The organism is Massilia sp. X63, from assembly GCF_041023745.1.
Taxonomy (GTDB): domain Bacteria; phylum Pseudomonadota; class Gammaproteobacteria; order Burkholderiales; family Burkholderiaceae_D; genus Telluria.
Genome location: NZ_JBFTEF010000019.1, coordinates 41,288 through 63,997, shown reverse-complemented (window position 1 = coordinate 63,997; position 22,710 = coordinate 41,288). Strand labels below are relative to the sequence as shown.

General features: G+C 68.2%; 24 protein-coding genes. 9 read left to right on the top strand and 15 right to left on the bottom strand.

Annotation, left to right across the window (positions count from 1 at the left end):
• Window position 1: 1 nt before the first annotated feature.
• From AB3347_RS23970 to AB3347_RS23935, 8 genes are all read right to left on the bottom strand, one after another.
• Entirely contained in the window at window positions 2–319 is a 318-nt protein-coding gene (locus tag AB3347_RS23970; protein ID WP_369094223.1) for a DUF2282 domain-containing protein, read from the bottom strand.
• A 109-nt stretch (window positions 320–428) separates the two neighbouring features.
• Window positions 429–626: a YjfB family protein gene (locus tag AB3347_RS23965; protein WP_369094222.1), complete on the bottom strand. Its 198-nt coding sequence runs from the start codon at window positions 624–626 to the stop codon at window positions 429–431.
• 70 nt (window positions 627–696) lie between these two features.
• A complete protein-coding gene (mobB, locus tag AB3347_RS23960; protein ID WP_369094221.1) occupies window positions 697–1,212 on the bottom strand; it encodes a molybdopterin-guanine dinucleotide biosynthesis protein B in 516 nt (171 codons plus the stop codon).
• Window positions 1,199–2,017, bottom strand: a complete 819-nt coding sequence (locus AB3347_RS23955; protein ID WP_369094220.1) for a general secretion pathway protein GspB — start codon at window positions 2,015–2,017, stop codon at window positions 1,199–1,201. The genes mobB and AB3347_RS23955 overlap by 14 nt, the downstream gene beginning before the upstream one ends.
• Before the next feature lie 3 nt (window positions 2,018–2,020).
• The gene (locus AB3347_RS23950; RefSeq protein WP_369094219.1) at window positions 2,021–3,607 is read right to left on the bottom strand and encodes an AAA family ATPase; all 1,587 of its coding nucleotides are present in this window, start codon (window positions 3,605–3,607) and stop codon (window positions 2,021–2,023) included.
• 48 nt (window positions 3,608–3,655) lie between these two features.
• On the bottom strand, window positions 3,656–4,129 hold the full coding sequence (locus AB3347_RS23945) for a hypothetical protein (RefSeq protein WP_369094218.1): 474 nt from the start codon (window positions 4,127–4,129) through the stop codon (window positions 3,656–3,658).
• A 6-nt stretch (window positions 4,130–4,135) separates the two neighbouring features.
• Entirely contained in the window at window positions 4,136–4,321 is a 186-nt protein-coding gene (locus AB3347_RS23940) for a hypothetical protein (RefSeq protein WP_369094217.1), read from the bottom strand.
• 84 nt (window positions 4,322–4,405) lie between these two features.
• On the bottom strand, window positions 4,406–5,230 hold the full coding sequence (locus AB3347_RS23935; protein ID WP_369094216.1) for a metal-dependent hydrolase: 825 nt from the start codon (window positions 5,228–5,230) through the stop codon (window positions 4,406–4,408).
• A gap of 164 nt (window positions 5,231–5,394) precedes the next feature.
• On the opposite strand from AB3347_RS23935, the gene AB3347_RS23930 reads away from it, so the two are divergent.
• From AB3347_RS23930 to AB3347_RS23895, 8 genes are all read left to right on the top strand, one after another.
• Entirely contained in the window at window positions 5,395–6,771 is a 1,377-nt protein-coding gene (locus tag AB3347_RS23930; RefSeq protein ID WP_369094215.1) for a DUF2807 domain-containing protein, read from the top strand.
• A gap of 244 nt (window positions 6,772–7,015) precedes the next feature.
• Window positions 7,016–7,903, top strand: a complete 888-nt coding sequence (locus tag AB3347_RS23925) for a BadF/BadG/BcrA/BcrD ATPase family protein (RefSeq protein ID WP_369094214.1) — start codon at window positions 7,016–7,018, stop codon at window positions 7,901–7,903.
• Window positions 7,900–8,985 carry an N-acetylglucosamine-6-phosphate deacetylase gene (gene nagA / locus AB3347_RS23920; protein WP_369094213.1) on the top strand — a complete coding sequence of 362 codons (1,086 nt, stop codon included), beginning with the start codon at window positions 7,900–7,902 and terminating at the stop codon, window positions 8,983–8,985. The genes AB3347_RS23925 and nagA overlap by 4 nt, the downstream gene beginning before the upstream one ends.
• 17 nt (window positions 8,986–9,002) lie before the next feature.
• On the top strand, window positions 9,003–10,013 hold the full coding sequence (locus AB3347_RS23915; RefSeq protein ID WP_369094234.1) for an SIS domain-containing protein: 1,011 nt from the start codon (window positions 9,003–9,005) through the stop codon (window positions 10,011–10,013).
• 11 nt (window positions 10,014–10,024) lie between these two features.
• Entirely contained in the window at window positions 10,025–11,545 is a 1,521-nt protein-coding gene (nagZ, locus tag AB3347_RS23910) for a beta-N-acetylhexosaminidase (protein WP_369094212.1), read from the top strand.
• A gap of 189 nt (window positions 11,546–11,734) precedes the next feature.
• A complete protein-coding gene (locus AB3347_RS23905) occupies window positions 11,735–13,045 on the top strand; it encodes a tetratricopeptide repeat protein (RefSeq protein ID WP_369094211.1) in 1,311 nt (436 codons plus the stop codon).
• A gap of 146 nt (window positions 13,046–13,191) precedes the next feature.
• The gene (locus AB3347_RS23900; RefSeq protein ID WP_369094210.1) at window positions 13,192–14,271 is read left to right on the top strand and encodes a flavodoxin family protein; all 1,080 of its coding nucleotides are present in this window, start codon (window positions 13,192–13,194) and stop codon (window positions 14,269–14,271) included.
• A gap of 9 nt (window positions 14,272–14,280) precedes the next feature.
• Window positions 14,281–15,021: a GntR family transcriptional regulator gene (locus AB3347_RS23895; RefSeq protein ID WP_369094209.1), complete on the top strand. Its 741-nt coding sequence runs from the start codon at window positions 14,281–14,283 to the stop codon at window positions 15,019–15,021.
• Between the two features lie 56 nt (window positions 15,022–15,077).
• On the opposite strand, the gene AB3347_RS23890 is transcribed toward AB3347_RS23895, so the two are convergent.
• From AB3347_RS23890 to AB3347_RS23870, 5 genes are all read right to left on the bottom strand, one after another.
• Window positions 15,078–15,869 carry an SDR family oxidoreductase gene (locus AB3347_RS23890; protein WP_369094208.1) on the bottom strand — a complete coding sequence of 264 codons (792 nt, stop codon included), beginning with the start codon at window positions 15,867–15,869 and terminating at the stop codon, window positions 15,078–15,080.
• A 96-nt stretch (window positions 15,870–15,965) separates the two neighbouring features.
• The gene (locus AB3347_RS23885) at window positions 15,966–18,752 is read right to left on the bottom strand and encodes a M16 family metallopeptidase (protein WP_369094233.1); all 2,787 of its coding nucleotides are present in this window, start codon (window positions 18,750–18,752) and stop codon (window positions 15,966–15,968) included.
• Window positions 18,753–18,836: 84 nt separating this feature from the next.
• A complete protein-coding gene (locus AB3347_RS23880) occupies window positions 18,837–19,286 on the bottom strand; it encodes a CBS domain-containing protein (protein WP_369094207.1) in 450 nt (149 codons plus the stop codon).
• A gap of 85 nt (window positions 19,287–19,371) precedes the next feature.
• The gene (locus AB3347_RS23875) at window positions 19,372–19,722 is read right to left on the bottom strand and encodes a DUF3579 domain-containing protein (protein ID WP_369094206.1); all 351 of its coding nucleotides are present in this window, start codon (window positions 19,720–19,722) and stop codon (window positions 19,372–19,374) included.
• A 164-nt stretch (window positions 19,723–19,886) separates the two neighbouring features.
• Entirely contained in the window at window positions 19,887–20,846 is a 960-nt protein-coding gene (locus AB3347_RS23870; RefSeq protein ID WP_369094205.1) for a CobD/CbiB family protein, read from the bottom strand.
• A gap of 252 nt (window positions 20,847–21,098) precedes the next feature.
• Here AB3347_RS23870 and AB3347_RS23865 point away from each other — a divergent pair, with 252 nt between their 5' ends.
• A complete protein-coding gene (locus AB3347_RS23865) occupies window positions 21,099–21,554 on the top strand; it encodes a hypothetical protein (protein WP_369094204.1) in 456 nt (151 codons plus the stop codon).
• A gap of 18 nt (window positions 21,555–21,572) precedes the next feature.
• On the opposite strand, the gene AB3347_RS23860 is transcribed toward AB3347_RS23865, so the two are convergent.
• On the bottom strand, window positions 21,573–22,229 hold the full coding sequence (locus AB3347_RS23860) for a CoA pyrophosphatase (protein WP_369094203.1): 657 nt from the start codon (window positions 22,227–22,229) through the stop codon (window positions 21,573–21,575).
• 80 nt (window positions 22,230–22,309) lie between these two features.
• Complete coding sequence (gene rplS, locus AB3347_RS23855) at window positions 22,310–22,696, bottom strand: 50S ribosomal protein L19 (protein WP_027864878.1); 387 nt, start codon at window positions 22,694–22,696, stop codon at window positions 22,310–22,312.
• Between the last annotated feature and the right edge of the window lie 14 nt (window positions 22,697–22,710).

Genomic DNA, 22,710 nt, shown 5'->3' with positions numbered 1-22,710 from the left:
CTTACTTCTTGGCGTCGGTCATGGCCGGCTCGGCCTTGTCCGGACCGGCCTTGTCCTGCGCGGCGCGGCCGGCTTCCAGCGAACCGCCGAGCTTGGCGCAGGTACCCTTGGCAACGAATTTCCACTCGTTCGGGTCATTGTCGACCTTGGCGACGCCGGCGCAGCCGTGGGTAGCGGTGCCGCAATCGTTCTGGCCGGCCTTGGCCACGCCGTAGCAGGCTTCCTGGTCGGCCTTCGGCACGCCCATCTGGTCCTGGGCGGCGGCGTGGGCGCAGACGCCGGCAAGGGCGGCGGCGATCAGGGCGTGGCGATGGGTCATGCGGTACTCCTGGCTGATGAAAGACGCCAGTATTTATCAGCCGGGGCAAAGATGCAAGGCGGGGTGAGCGTGGGCTGGCGGCAGCGCAAGCGCTCCCGCCTTGCGCAGCTCAGGCCGTGGTATTGATCTTGTTCCCCAGGTGCGCCGGCAGGTTGGCCGACTGCACCGCGGGCAGCGCCTCGAGCAGCTGGGTGGCGGTGGCTTCCTGGATCTGCTGGGCTTTCTTGAAAACGGCGAGGCTCACTTCCTGGCGGTTGCCGGTTTCGGCGATGCTGGTGGACAGCTTGGCGATGCTGGACACATCCATGTCATTCTCCCTGAAGGCGCACGAGGGCGTATCCACCCTTTACGGCAGCCGCGGAGAAAACTTGAGGCCTTCAGCGCATCCAGTTGCCCAGCCAGCCCAGCACTTGATCTGGATCATTCAAATCCAGCCAGGCCGGCCCGCCCTGCCCCGCCGGCGGCGGCGCATCCGACGCCACCGCGACGATGTGGGGGTCGTCCGGATACAGGGCCGGCCGGCCCAGGCCGGGACGGAACACCTCGAGCTTGGGAATCGGCTCCCATTTATAGCCCTCCACCAGGGTCAGGTCGGCCGGCGCCAGGCGCGCCAGGTGCTCGGCCAGGGACGGCTCGCGGGCTCCGCGCAGCTCGCGCAGGATGGCGACCCGGTACGGCGAAGCCAGCATCACCTCGGCCGCCCCGGCCATGCGCAGGCGCGCACTGTCCTTGCGCGGCGGCTCCAGCTCGACGTCGTGGTGGCTGTGCTTGACCACGTTGACGCGCAAGCCCTGCCCGGCCAGGCGGGCGATCAGGCGCTCCAGCAGCGAGGTCTTGCCGCTGCCGGACCAGCCGACCACGCCCAGCACCCGGCCGCAATCAGTAGGCGACACGGTAGCGGTAGCCGCGGTAATTCATGATCGCCGCCTTCGGCAGCAGGCGCTCCAGCACCAGGCCGGGCGCGACCTCCTCGCCTTCGCGGCGCAGCATCTTGTCCACTAGCAGCAGGCGTTCGGCCGGGTTCGGCGAGTAGATGTAGCCGCCGAAGGCGACTTTCGGCAGCTCGCGCTGTACCGCTTCCGGCAGCGACTGCGCCGGGCCGATGCTGTCCTCCGCGGCCGGGGCCGGGGGCGCCGCCACCGGCACCGGGCGCGGCGCTTCCGGCGCTGCCTCGGCTGCCGCCACACGCGGCTGCGGCGCCGCCTTCGCAGCGGGCGCCGGAGGCTTGTCGGCGACCGGCGGCGACTTCGGCTTGACCGCTTCCGGCGGCGCCACCGGCTTGGCCGGCGTGGGCGACGTCACCGGCGCGGCTGCGATCACCGGTGCAGCGGCCGGCGCAGCAGGAGCAGGAGCAGGAGCAGGAGCAGGAGCAGGAGCAGGAGCAGGAGCAGCAGTAGCAGTAGCAGCAGCAGGAGCAGCAGCAGGAGCGGCAGCAGGAGCGGGGGCGGGCACCGGCGCAGCCGCGGGCGCGCTGGCCACCTGCAGCGCCGGGGTGGGTGCGGAAGCGGGCTGGCGCAGCAGGAAGAGCGCGCCCAGCGCCACCACGAGGGCGCCGGCGGCGACGCCGAGGAACAGCGGATTGCGGCCGGCGCGGGTTGCCGCCGGCGCATAGCTGGGGGCCGGGGCGTGGATGGTCGGTGCGTTGCCGAGCTGGCGCTCCGCCTGTGCCTTCTTGAGGGCTTCGAGGATGTAGGACATGCCTTATTTTCCGTTCCCGGCCTGGGCCAGCAGACGCGGCTCGGGCACGCCGGAGAGCTGGTTCAGGCGCATATAGGTGCGCGGACCGGCCAGGCCGTCCGCCTTCAGGTTCTGCGCGGCCTGGAAGCGCCGCAGCCAGGTGCGCGTGGCCGCATCCAGCGGGCGGCCGGCCTGCGGCGCCTGGGCCTTGTTCAGCTGGGCCAGGCGGCCGGCCACCCAGTCCACGTCGAGACCGCGGTCGCCTTCGGCCAGCTCGTCGCGAAAACCGCGCGGCATGCGCCAGAAGGTGGTGAACTCGCCGCCGAAACGGGCGACGAAGCTGGCCAGGTCGATCTTCTCGCGCCGCGCGCCGGCGCTCAGGGTGACGCTGTTGCCGTCGATCGCGGACAGCACGGCGTAGCCGGTGCGCGGGCCGTCGTGCAGGGTCACCACGGCCGGGCGGTCGAGCAGGCGCAGCTCGTACAGGCCGCCGCGGCCTTGGTGGCAGCGCAGGTCCAGGCGCTGCGCCGCCTCGCAGGGCTTGTCGCCCGCCAGCGGCTGGCCCCAGAGCGCGGCAAGTTCGCGCAGCGCATTGGCTTCGTCGGACTGTACCGGCGGCACCGTGGTGGCCACAGGCGCGGCCACGGACGCGGCCTGCGCCGCGACGGCTAGCGGCGCGGGCGAACGGGCGGGCAGCGCCTGCCAGGCGGCAGCGCTGACCGCGGCCGCGGCCAGCACCCCGCCGGCCACCAGCGGCAGCCGCAGGCGGCGCGGCGCCGCCGCTTCGCCGGCGAACACCTCGGCCGCAGCCTTCTTGAGGATCTGGCGCGTGACCTGCGGGCTGTTCTCGACGTAGGCGCCGAGCAGCGCGCGGTCGCACAGCAGGTTGATGCGGCGCGGCACCCCATGGGTCAGCGCGTGGATCCGGGGCGTGAGCGCAGGCGGGAATGGCGCCGCGGCGGTGCCGGCCGCGGCGCCCGCCACCGCCAGCCGGTGCGCGACATAGGCGCCGGTCTCGGGCTCGGTCAGCGGTCCCAGGTGGTAGCGCGCGATCACGCGCTGGGCCAGCTGCTCCAGTTCCGGACGGGCCAGCATGCTGCGCAGCTCGGGCTGGCCGATCAAGATAATCTGCAGCAGCTTGCGCTCGCTGGTCTCGAGGTTGGTCAGCAGGCGCAGCTGTTCCAGCACCTCGGCCGACAGGTTCTGCGCCTCGTCGATCACCAGCACGTTGTTCAGCCCCTGGGCGTGCGAGGCCAGCAGGTAGGCGTTGATCGCGTCGACATAGCCCTTGATGCCCGGCGTCCCGGTGGCCGGCGGCAGGTCGATGCGCAGTTCGTCGCACACGCTCTGCAGCAGCTCTTCGACGCTCAGGCGCGGGTTGAAGATATAGGCCAGGCGGCAGTTCTCGGGAATCTGCTCGATGAAGCAGCGGCACACCGTGGTCTTGCCGGCGCCGATCTCGCCGGTCAGCAGGACAAAGCCGCCGCCGCTGCCGATGCCATACAACAAGTGCGCCAGCGCCTCGCGGTGGCGCTCGCTCATGAACAGGTAGCGCGGATCGGGAGCGATCGAGAAAGGCGCGCCCTTCAGTTGGAAATAATGTTTGTACATGAGCTAGTGATCCAAGCTAGTAGTGCGGGCTGGCGATGCGCGCTGGTGCTAGCGGACCGGCTGCGATTTGAACTTTGCGCAATATATCTTGCTTTTGTCATTCATGTAAGCGATCGTGCTGCCCGTGTTCGACACCCGCAAAGGATAGGGCGAGGCGTCCGCCGCCCGGAACGCGGCGCCGGAAGCGGCGCGCACCGCGCCTTCCAGCGCTTCGGGCGCACTGTCGGTCAGGGCGCCGATGAAGACCAGCTCGCTGCTGTCGTCGCTCACCACCACCTGCTTCACCTCGGCGCCCCACAGCGTGGCCTCGACCCGGAACCAGTACGCCCCGCCCTCGCGCTTGTAGGCGGGACCGAAGGAGGTGGTGAGGTAATCGTGGAAATAGCGGTTGTCGAGCTGGCTGCGGCACAGCAGCGCATTGCCGACCACCTGGCTGAAGGTCGAGGGCATGGCCTGGGCCGGCGCGGCCATGACCAGCACGGCAAGCAGCATGGCGCCAGGCGCCGGTCGGGATGCGCGCACGGCGGCTCAGAGCCTGGACAGCCAGGCGCGGTTGGCCGCGATCTGGGCCTTGACCGGGGCCGGCAGGGCTTCATAGCAGCCAGGATGCTGCTTGAGCGCATGCTCGCGCACTTCCTTCTGCATGCCGTTGACCAGAAAGACGTAGACCGCAGCCCCGTCGTCGTTCTTGCGGGTGCCCATATAGCGAATCACGGGAGTTCTCCTTCCATGCCCGCATTATGACACTGCCACCGCTGCCCGGCCACGCGCCAGGCCCATGTATTGGTCAATGCGCGATCAGGGTGCGCTCGTGCGCACGGTACGGTAGGCGGCGCTGTTGCGGTCCAGCCACAGCCGGACCATGTCGCGGTTGTCATGCTGCCAAGGATGGAAACGCGGCGAGAAATAGTGCAGCACCGGCCCGGCCATGTGCCAGGCCAGCCCGCGCCGCCCGAACCACATGCGCGCGGCGCTCAGCCAGGTGCCGGGCCGCCAGAGGGCGCCGTCGCGCTGCAGGTTGTGGGCGGTCTGGATGAAGTTGTCGAACCAGAACACCAGGCTCACGTGCAGGAACCACAGCACGCGCCGCCAGTAGCCGCCGCCGGCGGCGCGGTAGGCCTCGAAGGCCACCGCCTTGTGCTCGAGTTCCTCGACCGCATGCCATTCCCACAGGCGGCGCAGCGCCGGCTCGGCGTCCGCGATCCATTCGGAATGACGCAGCACGCCGTCGGCCAGCATCGCCGTGTAGTGCTCCAGCGCGCAGGTGATCGCCACCCGGCTGCGCACACTGAAACCGTTCACCCGGGCGACACGCCGTGCAAGGCGCGCGCCGGTGACGAAGGACAGCCCCTGCCGTTCCAGTTCGGCGTTGTACTGGACGTGCATGTGGCGGTGGGTGGCTTCCTGGCCGACGAAATCCTTTACCTCGGCGCGCAGCACCGGGTCGGCGAGCCGCTCCGGGGGAATCGCGCGCAGGCTGTCGATGAACATCTGCTCGCCGATCGGGAACGTCATCGACAGCGCATTGAAGAACTGGGTGCGGTAGGCGTCGCCGCCCAGCCAGCGGCGGCCGAAGCCGCGCGACAGGTCGACGTGGACCTGGCGGACGGTGAGCGAGGACATCGGGGCTCCTTTGGATGGGGCTGCCAATATAGCATCGCCCGCCGCGCTTCATCCCCGCAATCTGCACTCTGTTCCCCGATTTCGCGCATCCGTCGTCTTGCCCATGCAAGCGGCGCCGGCCTGGCTTATCGTTCAGGCTCCGATGTCCTTCGCACAACAAGAACATGCATACCGCCCTGAAACCCGCCCTCCTCGCCGCCGCCATCGCCACCGGCTTCTTCGCCGCCCAGGCCAGCCATGCCGAGGCGCCGCCCGCCCCGGTCGCGCAGCAGCGCAGCCTGCAGGCCTTCAGCGCCATCGAACTGTCCGGCCCCTACGAGGTCGTGGTGCGCGCCCAGGGCCCGCAGGCGGTCACGCTGTCGGGCGAGCGCAAGCTGCTCGACCAGGTCGAGACCTTCGTGCGCGGCGACACCCTGGTGGTGCGGCCGGTCCAGCGCAACGGCTTCCACTTCAGCTGGGGCAAGCGGCGCGACACGGTGGTCATCCACATCAGCGCCGGCCAGCTCAAGAGCCTGAAGATGTCCGGCAGCGGCGACGTCGACCTGTCGCAGCTGGCGGGCGAGCGCTTCAGCGTCAGCGTCGACGGCCCCGGCGACCTGCAGGCCTCGGGCGCGGTGCGCGAGCTGGCGGTGCGCGCCAGCGGCAGCGGCGACCTCGACCTGCAGCGCGTGAAGGCCGCCAAGGTCGAACTGAACATGTCCGGGCCGGGCGACGTGCGCCTGTCCGGCGTCGGCGATACCCTCGCGGCGACAATCGGCGGCTCCGGCGACCTCGAGGCCGATGCGCTGCGCCTGGCGCGCCTGGACGCACGCCTCAGCGGCCCGGGCGGCATGAAACTGTCGGGCAGCGCGCGCGAACTGCGCGCCGAGATCAGCGGTTCGGGCGACTTCGACGCCTGCGCGCTGGCGGCCGAGGCGGCGTCCACCGTCCAGAGCGGGCCGGGCAATGCCTGCGTGGCCGGCACCCTGAAACGCTTCGACGCCGAGGTGAACGGCTCGGGCGAGCTGCAGGCCAGCGGCCTGCAGGCGGCCAGCGCCGTCGTCCGCCTGGGCGGCCCGGGCAATGCCACGCTGAGCGGCAGCGTGGGCGAGCTCAGCGCCGACGTCAGCGGCTCGGGCGACCTGGAAGGCGGCGGCCTGCAGGTCAGGCGCGCGACCGTCAGGGCGCGCGGCCCCGGCGGCGTCGAGCTGGCCAGGGTCTCCGACACGCTGGACGCGGAACTGCACGGCTCGGGCGGCCTGAACGCGGGCATCGAGGGCAAGCGCCTGCTGCTCAAGCTGCGCGGCCCGGGCAGCGCCCACATCGACGGCAAGGTCGACCTGGTCAAGGCCCAGCTCAGCGGCTCCGGCGGGCTCGATGGCCGGCGCCTGACGGCCGGCCGCGCCGAGATCGCCGTCACCGGTCCCGCCACCGCGGCGGTGAACGTGAGCGGACAGGACGAGCGCAGGTCCGAGCGCAAGGCCGAGCGCGAGCGCGCCCGCAAGGACGAGCGCACCCAGCTGCTGCTGGTCGACCGCAACGGCAGCCGCAGCGGGCAGTAATCCAGTCTCCTCCCCCCGCGCTGCCTTCGGGCGGCGCACCTACTCTTCCATACCGCCTTCCTGCGCTCGACAATACCAGTTCTCGTACCAATAAAAAGATTCGCAAAATCAATGGTTTATGCAAATAACCGGCGGTTATCCAGCCATAGCTGCAGAGCAAATTTGCATACCAGTTAAATACCTGTTGACATCGTTGTAGCGCCTGCCTATAGTGCGCTGACCTTCCCCGGCTGAACAATCAACCATGACCGACTATCTCATCGGCGTCGATGGCGGCGGCACCGGCACGCGCGTGCGCCTGGCCCGCTGCGGCGGCGCCGACCTCACGGAAATCGCCCAGGCCACCGGCGGCCCGTCGGCCCTGTCGCGCGGCATCGAGAATGCCTGGACCACCATCGACGGCGTGGTCGCGCAGGCCTTCGCCGCCATCGGCATCGATACCATCCCGATGGCCTCCTGCGCCATCGGCCTCGGCCTGGCGGGCGTGCACAACAAGGAATGGGCGGCCGCTTTCGTCGCCGCCAATCCCGGCTACGCCGCGCTGGCGCTCGACACCGACGGCTTCACCACCCTGATGGGCGCCCATGGCGGCCAGCCCGGCGCGATCGTCGCGATCGGCACCGGCAGCGTCGGCGAAGCCATGCTGGCGGACGGCAGCAAGGTCGAAGTCGGCGGCTGGGGCTTCCCGGCCGGTGACGAAGCCAGCGGCGCCTGGATGGGCCTGCGCGCCCTGAACCACATCGAGCAGGTGCTGGACGGCCGCGTGGAGGGCGGCGCCTTCGCCCGCGACCTGATCGACTTCTGCGGCGGCTCGCGCGACGCGGTGCAGGTATGGCTCGGGCGCGCCAACCAGACCGCCTATGCCGGCCTGGCGCGCTTCGTGGTGGCCCACGGCGACACCGACCCGGTGGCGCGCGCCATCCTCGAACACGCGGGCCGCGAGGTGGCCAGCATCGCCGACGCCCTCGACCGCAGCGCCACCCTGCCGCTGGCCCTGTGCGGCGGCCTGGGCGAGGCCCTGCGCCCCTGGCTGCCGGCCGCCACGCTGGCGCGCTGCGTGCCGGCCCAGGGCGATTCGGCGGCCGGCGCGCTGCGCATGATCCGCCAACGTCTACAAGGAACGACACAATGAAAGGCAATATCCTGACGCCCGGCGGCTGGATCCACGGCGAACTGCGCCACGGCGCATTCATCGAGGCCGTCGACGGCCACGAGGTGGACCCGGCGGCCAACGGCGACGACTACATCCTGCCCGGCTTCATCGACGTGCACGTGCACGGCGGCGCCGGCCGCGACATGATGGAAGGCGGCGACGCGCCGCACGTGATCGCGGCCCTGCACGCGAAGCACGGCACCACCGCCCTGCTGGCCACCACCATGACCGCCCCGATCGAGGACATCGACCGCGCCCTGGGCGCCATCGGCGGCGCCGCCAGGGCGCGCGGCAAGGGCGAGGCGCGCATCCTCGGCGTGCACCTGGAAGGTCCCTACATCAACTCGGGCAAGCTGGGCGCCCAGCCGCCCTACGCGCGCGAAGCCACGCTCGACGAAGTCAAGCGCTTCAACGCGGCCGCGCCGATGCGCCTGATCACCGTGGCGCCCGAGATCGACGGCCACATGGAGCTGCTGCGCGCGATCGCCGACGCCGGCATCCGCGTGCAGATCGGTCATACCAACGGCTCCTACGAAGACGGCGTGCAGGCCCTGGCCCACGGCGCGGCCGGCTTCACCCACCTGTTCAACGCCATGCCCGGCCTGCACCACCGCGAGCCCGGCATGGTCGGCGCCGCGCTGGCCCACGCCGAATACGCCGAGATCATCCCCGACCTGCTGCACGTGCACCCGGGCGCGATCAAGACCGCGCTGCGCTGCATCCCGAAGCTGTTCTGCGTGACCGATTCCACCGCCGCCGCCGGCATGCCGGACGGCGAATACATGCTGGGCCGCCAGGTGGTCCACAAATGCATGGGCGGCGTGCGCCTGCAGGACGGCACCCTGGCCGGCAGCACCCTGACCATGGACCAGGCGCTGCGCAACCTGGTGAAGATCGGGCTGCCGCTCGCCGAGGCCAGCCTGCGGGTGTCGACCAACGCCGCCGACTACCTCGGCGAAACCCGGCGCGGCCGCCTGGCCCCGGGCTGCCATGCCGACTACGTGGTGCTCGACCGCGAACTGAATATCAAAGCCGTTTATATCGAAGGAGAAATGCAGTGACCGTCCCGAATTCGCTGATGTACCAGGAAGCCCTGTCCGCCGGGGACTGCGTGGCGTACCAACTGGCCCAGGACGCCGAGCGCTATGCCGAACTGGGACGCGCGCTGCGCTCGACCAGCTTCCACAGCGCGGTGACGGTCGCGCGCGGCAGCTCGGACCACGCTTCCAGCTACCTGGCCTACCTGATCATGGCGCGCATGGGCCGCCTGGTGACCTCGCTGCCGATGTCGCTGGTCACGCTGTACAAGTCGCCGCTGGTCACGCGCGACACCCTGGCGGTGTCGATCTCGCAGTCGGGCCAGAGTCCGGACGTGGTCGAGCCCATCAAGTACTTCCGCGACGGCGGCGCCACCACGGTGGCGCTGGTGAACGACGCGAGCTCGCCGCTGGCCCAGGCCGCCGAATGGACCATGCCCCTGCACGCGGGCAAGGAACAGAGCGTGGCCGCCACCAAGAGCTTCATCGCCAGCCTGGTCGCCGGCGCGCGCCTGGTGGCCGAATGGCAGAACGATGCGGAACTGAAGGACGGCATCGCCGCCCTGCCCGACGCGCTGCGCCAGGCCGCCCGGGCCGACTGGTCGGCCGCGATCGAGGTGCTGGCCCCGGCCCGCAACATCATGGTGGTGGGCCGCGGCATCAGCTTCCCGGTGGCGCTGGAGTCGGCCCTGAAATTCAAGGAAACCTCGGCCCTGCAGGCCGAAGCCTTCAGCGGCGCCGAGATCAAGCACGGCCCGATGGCCCTGATCGAGGAAGGCTATCCGCTGCTGATCTTCGCCACCCGCGGCCCGGCCCAGGCCGGCCTGGTGGCCCTGGCCGACGAGATGCGCGGGCGCGGCGCGCACGTGCTGCTCGCTGCCCCGGAAGACGTCGCCAGCCGCGACCTGTTGCTGCCGACCGCCGCTACCCCGGACCTCGACCCGATCGCCGCGATCCAGGCCTTCTACATGATGGCGGCGCGCCTGTCGGAAGCGCGCGGCCTCGATCCGGACCAGCCGCGCCACCTGAGCAAGGTCACCAAGACCAACTGATTGGATCCACGATGAGCGACTACCTCGACCTCGCCGGCCAGCTGATGATGGTGCGCCTGTTCGGCACCGAGCTCGATGCCGAGACCGATGCCTTCCTGCGCCGCTACAAGGTGCGCGGCGCCTGCCTGTTCCGCCAGAACATGCTGGACGCCGGCCAGCTGACCCGCTTCACCGGCGCGCTGCGCGCGGCGATGGGCCCGCAGGCCCTGGTCGCGCTCGACCAGGAAGGCGGCGCGGTGGTGCGCGCGACCTGGGTGCCGGCGCCGCCGAGCGCGATGGCGCTGGGCGCGGCGAACGATCCGCAACTGGCGCGCGAAGTCGGCGCGGCAGTGGCGCGCGCGGTGCGTGCGCTCGGCTTCAACTGGAACTTCGCGCCGGTGCTGGACCTGAACAACAACCCGCACAACCCGGTGATCGCCGAACGTTCCTTCGGCGCCGACCCGGACACCGCAACCCGCATCGCCATGGCCTGGATGGCAGGCAGCGAAAGCGAAGGCGTGGCCTGCTGCGTCAAGCACTTCCCCGGCCACGGCGACACCCATGTCGATTCGCACCGCGACCTGCCGACCGTGGACAAGCCGCTCGCGGAACTGGAGCGCTTCGAGTTCGCCCCGTTCCGCATGGCCGCCCGGGGCGAACATGCGGCGTCGGCCGTGATGACCGCGCACATCGTCTATCCCGCGCTCGACCCGGAAAACCCGGCCACGATGTCGCGCCCGATCCTGACCGGCATCCTGCGCGAACAGTTCGGCTTCGATGGCGTGATCATCACCGACGGCATGGACATGCACGCCATCGCGCACCGCTACGGCGCCGGCCAGGCGGCCGTGAACGCGCTGGTGGCGGGCGCCGACATGGTGATGGCGATCGGCTCGCGCGAGACGCAGGAGGAAACCGTGCAGGCGATCGCCCAGGCGATCCGCGAGGGCGTGCTGCCGCTGGCGGAAGTCGAAGCGCGCCTGGCGCGCCTGGCCAGGCTGGCCGCGGCCCACCCCGCGGGGCCGGCCGCCTACGCGACCGACAGCGACGACCGCGCCCTGATGGCGCGCGCCTGGCGCGCCGGCCTGAGCACGCTCGGCCAGCCGCGCCGCCCTGCGCCCGGCAGCAAGATCCGCCTGGTGGCGCGCGCCGACGTGGTGAGCGACGGCGTGTCCGAAGCCGGCGTGCCCGCCGGCGCGGTGGCCGCGGCCCTGGGCCGCCTGTACGAGGTCGACCTGGTCACCTTTGCCGATGCCGACAGCTTCGACTGGGGCACATTGCCGCAGGACGGCCGCTTCACGATCCTGGCCTCGACCTCGCGCCGGCGCTACGGCCCGCATGCCCGCGCCACCTGGCGGCCCGATCTGCACGTGGCCTTGTGGAACCCCTACCAGGCGCTCGACTTCGACGCCCCGGCCCTGATGACCTATGGTTTCGCGGCGCCCGCCGTCGAGGCGGTGGTCGACTGGCTGGCCGGCACGCTCGAGGCGGGCGGCGCCTGCCCGGTGCCGGGTTTCGGCGGCGCGCCGGTGGGCGGCGACCAAGCGGCCTAGGCCTGCTTTCCTGAATGCATGAGGTAACGACATGTAAGCACGCGCGCATTCTCGCGCACGCTAGGGCACAATTGCCGGGCCTGAAATAGGCAGTTTTATGGGACAATGCACGTCTTGCCGAGATAGCATTCTCACCATATTGCTGAGTATGCATGTCTCACCATTATCGACTTGATTGAAGGATTATTCATGGCCCAATTCCGTCTTGCCCGCCTCTGCCTGATGCTCGCCGCGATCGGCGTCTCCGCCCCGGCACTGGTATCCAGCGCATACGCGCAGCAGAAGAGCGATGCCGCGGCGCCTGCCGCGCAGGCGGCGGCGAAGGACACCGTCCGTCCGGAAATGTTCAAGTTGCTCGACCCGGCTGCCCTCAAGCCCCTGATTGATGCCAAGAACTTTGCTGAAGTGCAAAACCGCATCACCCAGGCGGAAGCGATGCCGAACCGTACTCCGTACGAAGACTACGTCATCAACCGCATGAAACTGTCCGCAGCCCTGGGTTCGGACAACAACGCCGCCGCGATCCCGGTGATGGAAGCGATCATCGCTTCGGGCCGCCTGCAGCCGGCCGAGCAGCTCACCTATTACCAGGCACTGGGCGACGCCAACTACAACGCCAAGAACTACGCCAAGGCAGTCGAGTGGTACAACCGCTACACCAAGGAAGGCGGCGATCCGGCCAAGGTCCGCGGCGCCCTGTCGCGCGCGCAGATCAACAGCGGTAACTTCGGCGGCGCCAAGGAAATGCTGCTGGGCTCGATCAACGAAGCCAAGAAGGCCGGCAAGGCGCCGTCCGAAAACGACCTGCGCCTGCTGGGCCAGGAAGCCAACAAGGCCAAGGATACCGAAGGCTACCTGTTCGCCCTCGAGAACCTGGTGCAGTACTACCCGAGCGACGACTTCTGGATGGACCTGCTGAGCCGCGGCGTGACCCGCAAGGCCGGCTTCGACGAAGCGACCTACGGCGCCGACATGCTGCGCCTGGAAATGGCTGCCGTGAAGGCCATGCCGCCTGAGCACTACACCTACCTGGCCGAAGTCGCCCTGCGCGACGGCTTCCCGGCCGAAGCCAAGGAAGTGCTGGACGCGGGCTTCGCGGCCGGCGTGCTGGGCAAGGGCGGCGACGCCAAGGCGCACAACGCGCTGCGCAGCAAGGCGACCAAGCAGGCTGCCGACGATGCCAAGACCATCGCCTCGGGCGAAGCGAGCGCCGCCAAGTCGAAGACCGGCGCCGGCCTGGTCAACCTGGGCTGGGCCTACGCCACCATGGGCCAGGCCGACAAGGGCGTCGGTTTCATCCAGCAAGGCATCGCCAAGGGCGGCCTGAAGGCGCCCGACGAAGCCAAGCTGCGCCTGGGCATGGCACAGGCACGCGCCGGCAAGAAGGCCGAAGCGATCCAGACCTTCCAGGGCATCAACGGCAAGGGCGGCGCCGCCGACCTGGCCAAGTACTGGGTCGTGCTGCTCCAGCAGCAGGGCGGCGCGGTCGCTGCGCAGTAATCCTCCCCTCAGGAGAAAAGCCGGACTCTTTGGAGTCCGGCTTTTTTTCGTCCCTGCTTTGTCCTGCTTGTCGCCTCCCTATGTGCGCGCGCGAACATCCATCCTGTCGTGCCGGCTCGATAATGCCGGGAAATCACGGAGGCGTCATGGCACAAGTACCACAGGCACGCAAAGGACAGGCACCGGCCAAGCTGGGGCGCAACGAATTCCACCTGCGCTTCCGGCAGGCGTTCTACGATCCCGCCTACGACAAGCTGGCGCAGGAACTGGACGCAATCGAACAGGTAGCCTGGGAAGCCTACGAGGACGGCCGCAAGGCCCCGCGTACCGTCAAGGCCGGCCCTGGCTTCGCCGACCCGGACTACGACTTGTCGATCGAGTGGAAGGAAGCGCGCGACCGCCTGCTCGCCGCCGAGCGCCACCAGAAGGATCCGGCCTCGCCGCACCGCATCCTGCTGATCAACGGCGCGGCCCGCAACGACGGCACCTGCCCGGGCGAGATCTCCAAGAGCTGGCGCCTGACCATGCTGGCGCGCGACCTGCTTGCCGCCGAGGGGGTCGAGGCCGACGTGCTCGACCTGAGCCTGGTCAATTCCGACTACGACCGCCATATCCACCCCTGCAAGGGCTGCGTGTCGACCGCCATGCCGCTGTGCCACTGGCCGTGCAGCTGCTATCCCAACCACGCCGAGCGCCAGGTCAACGACTGGATGAACGAGATCTACGAGCGCTGGGTGCTGGCGCACGGGGTCATCATCGTCACGCCGGTGTACTGGTACCAGGCGCCGGCCGTGCTGAAGCTGATGATCGACCGCCTGGTGTGCGCCGACGGCGGCAATCCGGACCCCACCGCCACCCACGGCAAGAAGGCCGAGGAAGCCAAGGCGCTCGAACTGCAGGGCTGGGACTATCCCAAGCACCTGGCCGGGCGTGCATTCGGCCTGGTGGTGCACGGCGACGTGGCCGGCATCGAAGGCACGCGCCGCGCCCTGTCCGACTGGCTGGGCTGGATGGAACTGGTCGACGCCGGCAGCTTCGCCCAGCTCGACCGCTTCATCGGCTACTACGAATCCTATGCCGAGAGCCACGAAGCGCTCGACCGCGACAGCGCGGTGCAGGAAGAGGTGCGCAACGTGGCGCGCGCGGTGCTGCAGGCCGTGCGCGAGATCCGCGCCGGGCGCGTGGGGGTCGTCAGCCACCGCCTGAAGGACCCGCGTCCCAAGTAGAATATCGGGATGAATGAACTTGCTGAATTGATGCACTCGGCCGCCGGCGGCGGCAAGCTCCCCCTGTACCAGCAGCTGCAGCATGCGCTGCGGCGCGCCATCGATGCGGGCGCGTGGGGCTCGGCCTCGGCCCTGCCGGCCGAGCGCCAGCTGGCCTCGGCCCTCGGCATCTCGCGCATCACGGTGCGCAAGGCGATCGACGCGCTGGTGGAGGAAGGCCTCCTGGTGCGGCGCGCCGGTGCGGGCAATTTCATCAATACCCGCATCGAGAAGAACTTCGCCAAGCTCACCTCGTTTTCCGAAGACATGCGGGCGCGCGGCCGCATTCCCCGCAACGAGTGGCTCAAGCGCTCGGAAGGGCTGGTGACGCCGGAGGAAGCGCTGCGCCTGCGGCTCTCGCCGGGCGCCGCGGTCTACCGCTTCCACCGCATCCGCTACGCCGACGAGCTGCCGATGTGCCTCGAGCATGCCACCATCGCGGCCTCCGCACTGGCATCGCTGGATGCGGTGGGCGATTCGATGTACGAAGCGCTCGAAGCCGGCGGCAACCGCCCGGTGCGCGCCCTGCAGCGCCTGTCGGCGCTGCTGCTCAATGCCGAACAGGCGCGCCTTCTGCAGACCAGGGAGGGCGATGCCGGACTATGCGTGGAACGGCTGGGCTTTGCCCGCGACGGGCGGGCGGTGGAGTTCTGCCGCTCCTGGTTCAGGGGCGACATGTATGACTTCGTGGCGGAGTTGAATGCGTCGTAGGCGTCAGTCGCAGGGTGGGCGGGGCTGCTGCCCAGCCTGCAAATCCACTTGCGGATTCAAATCGCCGTGAATCCGCCGTCCACCACCAGTTCGTGGCCATTGACGTAGGAAGCTCCCTCCGAGCACAACCACATGGCCGCATTCGCGATCTCCACCGTCTCGGCGAAGCGTCCCATCGGATGCGAGGCCTTGAGCTTCTTCTCGCTGGACGGATCGCGCTCGACCGAACGCGCCAGCATCGGGGTCTTCACCGCCGCCGGGCACAGGGCGTTGATGCGGATGCCGTCGCGGGCATACTCGGCGGCCGCGCTCTTGGTCAGGCCCACCACCGCGTGCTTGCTGGCCGCGTAGATCGCGCGGTTCGGCGCGCCGACCAGGCCCGAGACCGAGGACACGTTGACGATCGCGCCGCTGCCCTGCTTGAGCATCTGGCGCAACTGGGCCTTCATGCACAGCCACACGCCCTTGACGTTGGCGCCCATGATGCGGTCGAACTGCTCTTCGTCGCCCTCGGCCAGCGGGGCGCTTTCCTCGTCGATCGCGGCATTGTTGACCGCGATGTCCAGGCGGCCGTAGTAGTTGATGGTCTTCTCGACCAGCGCCTCGACCTCGTCGCCCTTGGCGATGTCGCTGCGCACGAACAGCGCCTTGCCGCCCGATTCCACGATCATCGCGGCGGTCGCATGGCCGCCGTCGATGGCGGTGTCGGCGACCACCACGCAGGCGCCGGCACGGCCGAAGGCCAGCGCCGTGGCGCGGCCGATGCCGCTGGCTGCGCCGGTCACCAGCGCCACCTTGCCGGCGAACGGCAGCTCATTCGCCGCTTGCACTTTCGATATCCCTTTCATGATGCTCCTGATGCTGTGCAATTAATGCTTCCTAAAGGCAACATTTTAACGCAGCATCGGTTTCCTTGTCATAACCGGGACACAAAGTGTTGCTTTCTAGGGTGAGCCGTTTGCCCCCTGCTTTGCCTTGCCCTGGTCGCCCGCCGTCACCACCGACAGCTTGGCCGGGTCGATCGCCTTGCGGAAGGCGGCATTCAGCTGGGGCAGCGTAACCGCCATCAGCTTGCGCTCGAACTCGGCCGACCAGTCATAGGTGCGGTTGCGGTACAGGTAGCCCGTCCAGCCCGACGCCAGCGCGGCGTCGTTGGTGCGGTTCTGCTGGCGCTGCTGCATCAGGCCCGACTTGGCGTCGGCCAGCTCTTCCGCCGTGAAGCCGTCCTTCACGGCGCGCGCCAGTTCGTCGCGCACCGCGGCATCGAGCTTGCGCAGGTTCTGGGGCGCGGCGATGGCGCTGATCGAGAACCCGCCGGCGCGGTCGAGATCGCCCGCCGCCAGGTCCGAACCGCCGCCGTAGGACAGGCCCTCTTTCTGGCGGATGCGGTCCATCAGGCGCGATTTCAGCCCACCCTCGCCGAAGATGTAGTTGGCCAGCATCAGGGCCGGATAGTCGGCGTCCTCGATGTTCAGGTCCAGGTTCATGCGCGCGATGAAGAAGCCGTTTTCCTTGTCCGGGGTATCGAGCGTCTTGTCGATCGGCGCCACCTCGGCGTGCTTGCGCAGCACCGGGGCCACCTTGGCCTTGGCCTTCCAATTGCCGAACAGCGCGTCGACCAGCGGCACGATCTCCTTCGGATCGAAGTCGCCGACGATCGCCAGTTCGGCCGGATGGGTGTTGTAGTAGTCGCGGTGGAAGGCGCTGACCTCGTCCAGGCGCGCGGCCTTGACGTCCTCGATGTCTTCCTCGAGCGTGTTGGCGTGGCGGATGTCGCCGCGCGGGTACAGGTTGAAGTGCGTGGACAGCGCGCGCGCCGCCACGCTCTGCGGTTCGGCGCGGCTGGCCTCCAGGCCGACCAGGATCTGCTTGCGCAGCTGTTCGAACTCCGCAGCCGGGAAGGCCGGCTCCTTCAGCACGTGGGCCGCCAGCTTGATCGCCTCGGCCAGGTGCTCGCGCGTGGTCTGGAAGCTGTTCGGGCCACCCGCCATCTTGAGCTTGTCGAAGGCGTCGGCCAGTTCGGCGCGGCTGTACCTGGTGGTGCCGCGCATCAGCATGGCCGAGGACAGGGCCGACACCATGCCCTTGCCGAACAGGTTCTGTTCGTCGCCGATGTGCTGGTTCAGGTGGACGGTGACGGTCTCGCCGCGGTTCTTCTTCGGCAGCAGCGCCAGCTTCACTCCGCCGGCGGTGGTGAGCGTGGTGCGCTTCATGATGTTGGCCTGGCTCGGGTCGAAATCCTCCGACACCAGGTTCGAGTCGGCCGGCTTGTAGTCCTTCATCACGGTCTCGACGCTGGGCGCCGCCGGAATCACGGCGCGCACCGGCTCCTCGTCCGGGATGAAGGTGCCGACCACGCGGTTACTACGCAGGAAGTAGCGCCCGGCGCTGTCGGCCACCTGTTCCGCCTTGACTTCCTTGATGCGCTCGCGCCCCAGGAAGTACAGGCGCCAGTCGCCCAGTGCGATCGCCTCGGACAGGGCCACGCCGAAGCCCTGCGCGTCGTTCACGCTGCGTTCGATGGTGTTGAGCCAGGAGCGGCGCACACGCTCCATCTCCTCGGCGGTCGGCGGGCGCTTGGCCAAACCTTCCACTGCCTCGACCAGCGCTTCGCGGACCGGCTCGATCGGCTCGCCCTTCTTCACCACCGCCCCGTAGAACTGCAGGCCCGGCGCATAGCCGGTCTGGCCGAAACTGAACACCTGGCTGGCCTTGCCGGTTTCGACCAGCAGCTTGTGCAGGCGGCCGTTCGGCGCGTCGCCCAGGATCTCGGAAGCGAAGCCGAGGGCCTCGGATTCGTTCTGCAGATCGGAAGGAATCTTGTAGCCGAGCGCGACGATCTGCACGTCGCCCTGGCGCCGTACCGCGAAGCTGCGTTCGCCGTCCTGGGGCGGCTCCACGGTCCAGAACTGGGGCAGCGCGCGCTTCGGCTTCGGGATCGCGCCGAACAGGCGCTGGATGGTGGCGAGGGTGGCGTTCGGCTCGAACTTGCCGGCCACCAGCAGCACCGCGTTGTCGGGCTGGTAGTAAGTGCGATAGAAGGCCTGCAGGTTGGCGATTCGGACGTGCTCGATGTCGCTGCGGTTGCCGATGGTCGCGCGGCCGTAGCTGTGCCAGTCGTAGGCGACGCTCTGCATGCGCTTGAACAGCACCTGGCCCGGCGAATTCTCGCCGCTTTCGAACTCGTTGCGCACCACGGTCATCTCGGACGCCAGGTCCTTCTGCGCCACCGGCGAATTGACCATGCGATCGGCTTCCATCTGCAGCGCCCAGTTCAAGTTGTCCGGGGAAGCCTGGAACACCTCGTAGTAATTGGTGCGGTCGAGCGAGGTGGTGCCGTTGAAGTCCATGCCGCGCCGCGCGAACTGGCCGGTGATATCGGGATTTTTCTTCGTGCCCTTGAACAGCAGGTGTTCGAGCAGGTGGGCCATGCCGGTCTCGCCGTAGTTCTCGTGGCGTGAGCCGACCAGGTAGGTGACGTTCACCGTCACGGTCGGGCGCGAGGCGTCCGGGAACAGCAGCACCTTCAGGCCGTTGGCAAGGCGGTATTCGGTGATGCCCTCGGCCGAGGGGCCGAGCGCGACGCCCTTGGGCAAGGGCGCAGGCTTCTGCGGCTGGTCTTTCTGCTGTGCCGCCGCCGCGCTTGCCGGGGCCGCCCAGGCGGAGCCGGCCATGACGAAGCAGAAACTGCCGGCAACCAGCTGTGCGGCGATGCCGCGCTTGCATGTCATCCTGTCCATGGTGTCCTGTCAATGTTGGCAGGACTTTCCGCCCTGCATGTTCTTGAACAATGCAGGATGGTAACAGACAGTCCGCTACTGGCGAGCCCTGCGCTCGTGCGCTTGTTGATACGGGCTAATACGGGACAATTCACCCATCTCTTCGGCCAGGAATTCGAGCAGGTCGTCGGCGCTGACGATCCCCGCCAGGCTGCCGTTGCCGTCGATCACGGGCACGCGGCGGATGCCGCGCAGGCGCATGCGTTCGATGGTCTCGTAGACATCGTCGGTTTCGCGCGCGGTGAGCAGGTCGTCGGTCATCAGGTCGCCGACCTGCAGGCTGGCCGGGTCGAGGCCGGGCGCGATCACGGAGACCACGATGTCGCGGTCGGTCAGGATGCCGACCGGAACCCGGGCGCCGTCGAACTGGTCGACGACGATGACGTCGCCCACGTGCTGCCGGCGCATCATGAGGGCCGCGCCCTGCACGGTTTCGTCGCGGGTGCAGTGGGCGGCTTCGCTGGTGCAGATGTCGCGGATGTGCATGGTGTCCCCCTCTCTTGCGCCAGCACAAATGAAAACTGGCGCCATGACTTTCATCATAGCGCCAGTTCCCGAATCCGGAAGGGTCTTAGCCCGCCGCTTTCTTCGCTTCGGGCGGCGGCACGAAGCAGGCGTCCGCCACCTGCAGGTCGTTGTCCTTGGCGAAGTTCAACACGAAGTGATAGGCAAGCGGCTCGATCTTCTGCAGTTCGCGGCTGACCACCACGGCCTTCACGCCGTTGACCACGGTCGGGTGGACCCAGGGGGAAAATTGAAGGTGGGAATCACGACCGGCGGCGCCGGGGGCAAAGCACGACATGACGCCGCACAGGCGCTCGGCCCAGTCGCTGGGGCGGAACTGCCTGCCTTTGCTCGTAATGCCCAGGATGAAAAACTCGTCCTTCAGTTTTTCATCCTTGGTGTGCGGTAACTCGGCCATAGTGCTGCTTGCTGAAACAAGAATACTGCGTGGATGAGAACAACCTCAGCGCAGTATTATATCTTATAGAAGACTGACCGACGAGACCCGCCGTACGTTTCGATACAATTCAGGTGCAATTCAGGCCCAGTTCGAACCAATTCCGCACCGATCGCCCGATCGTCTCATCCCAGCCACACCACGCTCGACAGCAGGAGCAGCAGGATCATCCACAGGATCAGCGCCCGCCACACCAGCCCGACCGTGCTCTGCAGGGCGCGCAGGTTCGGCTCCTCGCCCGGCAAGACCTCGGTGTCGCTGTCGCTCAGGTCGACCGTGGCCGCGTCCACCGGCAGCAACTGGGGTGCGTTCTCGTTCGGCGTGCCCAGCCTGACTCCCATCGCCCCGCCGCCTGCCGCCAGGATGATGCCCTTCGATTCGTCGGCCCAGCGGCCGGCGAAATTACGCCAGGCATAGATCGCATCCTCGAAGTTGCCGACCACGGCAAAGGCCACCGCCGTCAGGCGCACCGGGATCCAGTCGATCCAGTAGAAGGCCGTGGCGGCGAACTGGCCGAAGGCCTCGTTGCGCATGTGGTCGGGTTCGTTCCAGGCGCGCGCCAGGTATTCGGACACGCGGTACATCACCGCGCCCGCAGGCCCGAGCGGCATCAGGAACCAGAAGAATACGCCGAATACGTTGCGGTGGGTGGTGATCAGGGATTTTTCGACGGCGACGCGGCAGATCTCGGTGGCGTCCATGCCCACGGTGTCGAGCCGGGTCCATTCGGCCAGCAGCTGGCGCGCGGTGGCTTCGTCGCCCTGGTTCAGGGCCAGCTGGATCGAGGTGAAATAGTGGCTGTAATGGCGGAAACCCAGGGTCAGGTAGACGATCAGCACGTTCCAGGCAAAGGCCAGCAGCACCAGGTTGTAGCGCATGAAGACCCAGTAGACCAGCCAGGTCGGCAGCATCAGGGCCAGCATCATCAGGATCCAGCCCATGCGGCCATTCTTCTGCTCGCCCGCATTGAACCAGCCCTCGATGCGCATCGCGAAACCCTTGATGCCGGTATAGACCTGGTTGTCGGCGCGCAGCGGCTTCAGCTGCTCGATGATCAGCGCGACGAGGATGGAGAAAAATGTCATTCAGGGATCCTTTTTTATTCTGGCAATTCCATGCTGCCCGCTACGATAGCGGAGAAGCTGCCCGGAATCAAATCGGGAATTCCTTCACCCGGCAGCCCTGGGGGCGGCCCCCGGCCATGGCGCGGTGCAGGATAAAAGACCGGATCGCAACGCGGTTTCCCATTGCACGCGCAATGTCGTTACCATTCATACAATCCATGCAAGCGGATCCGCTCCCTGGTCTCCTGTCCACAACATCAGAAAGTGCCGCCCATGCCCATCCTGCGCCAGCTTGTTCTCGCGTTCGCCATCTGTTTTTCCTGCCTGGCGCATGCCGCGCCACCCGCCTCGGTGGCGGCGCCGTTGACGATCGGCGAGAGCTGGACGCTCGACTCCGCGGTCCTGGGCGAGACACGCCGGATCAACGTGTATCTCCCGGCGGGCATACCGCCCGGAACCCCGCTGCCCCTCATGGTCATGCCGGACGGCGGCATGCTGGAAGATTTTCTCCATGTCGCCGGCCTGTTGCCGAAAACCCTGTACATCGCGGGCAGCGCGGACGCCCATGGCGCGCTGGAAGCGGCCGGCATCGGCGCCGCGTTCGGCAAGCTGAGGGGAGTGAACTTCCACTACGAAGCGTGGCCCACGGAGACCCACGCCACCATCTACCACCCCGCCGCACTGAAGGCGTTCCGGGCGGTGCTCAAGCCGCCGGCGCCGGTCCGCTAAGGCCGAAACTGGTGCGGCTCAGGCGCGCAGGAAGTGATACAGGTTGCGCAGCATGGCTGCCGTCGCACCCCAGATGAAATAGTCCTGGTAGGGCATCGCATAGAAGCGGCGCTTGCCGCCGCCGTCGGGCAGTTCGATCGAGCGGCGCTGGTGGTTGTCACCGGCCATCAGGAAGCCCAGCGGCACCTCGAAGATCTCGGCCACCTCGCCCGGATCGGCGCTCAGCGCAAAGGGCGGCTGCACCAGGGCCACCACCGGCGTGACGCGGTAGGCGCTGATGGTGACGTGGTCGGGCAGCACGCCGATGATTTCGACATGGCGGCGGTGCAGGCCGATCTCTTCCTCCGCCTCGCGCAGGGCGGTCTCGATCGGCGAGGAGTCCAGCTCTTCGGCGCGGCCGCCCGGGAAGCTGACCTGGCCGGCATGGCTCGACAGGTGCTCGGTGCGCTTGGTCAGCAGCACGCTCAAGCCTTCCGGACGCGCGACCAGCGGCACCAGCACGGCGGCGCGGCGCAGGCGCAGGCTCGGTGCGGCCAGCGCTTCGTCGGAGCCTTCCGGGTCCCACGGCAAGGTGCGCGCAAAGCGGGCGCGCACCGCCTCGACGCTCAGCAGTTCGAGCGCGAGCGCGGGCTCGCCTGCCAGGCCTTCGACGGGCATCAGGGTGGGATCGAACATGGGCTTGACCAAATCACATTTCCTTTGGCGGAAAAGAAAAAGGCATCCTTGCGGATGCCTTTCTCAGAGCACAGACGCTATTACTCAGCAGCAGCAACGGTGGCTGCTTTGCGCTGCGGCAGCTTTTCTTTGATACGTGCCGATTTGCCCGAACGCTCACGCAGGTAGTACAGCTTGGCGCGGCGGACGTCACCACGACGCTTCACTTCGATCGAAGCGATCAGCGGCGAGTACAGCTGGAAGGTACGCTCGACGCCTTCGCCCGACGAGATCTTGCGAACGATGAAGTTCGAGTTCAGGCCGCGGTTACGACGCGAGATGACGACGCCTTCGTACGCCTGGGCGCGCTTGCGGTTGCCTTCGACGACGTTGACGCTGACGACCACGGTGTCGCCCGGTGCGAAGTCAGGGATCTTGCGGCCGAGGCGCGCAATTTCTTCTTGCTCGAGTTGTTGGATCAGATCCATTTTTATTACTCCAA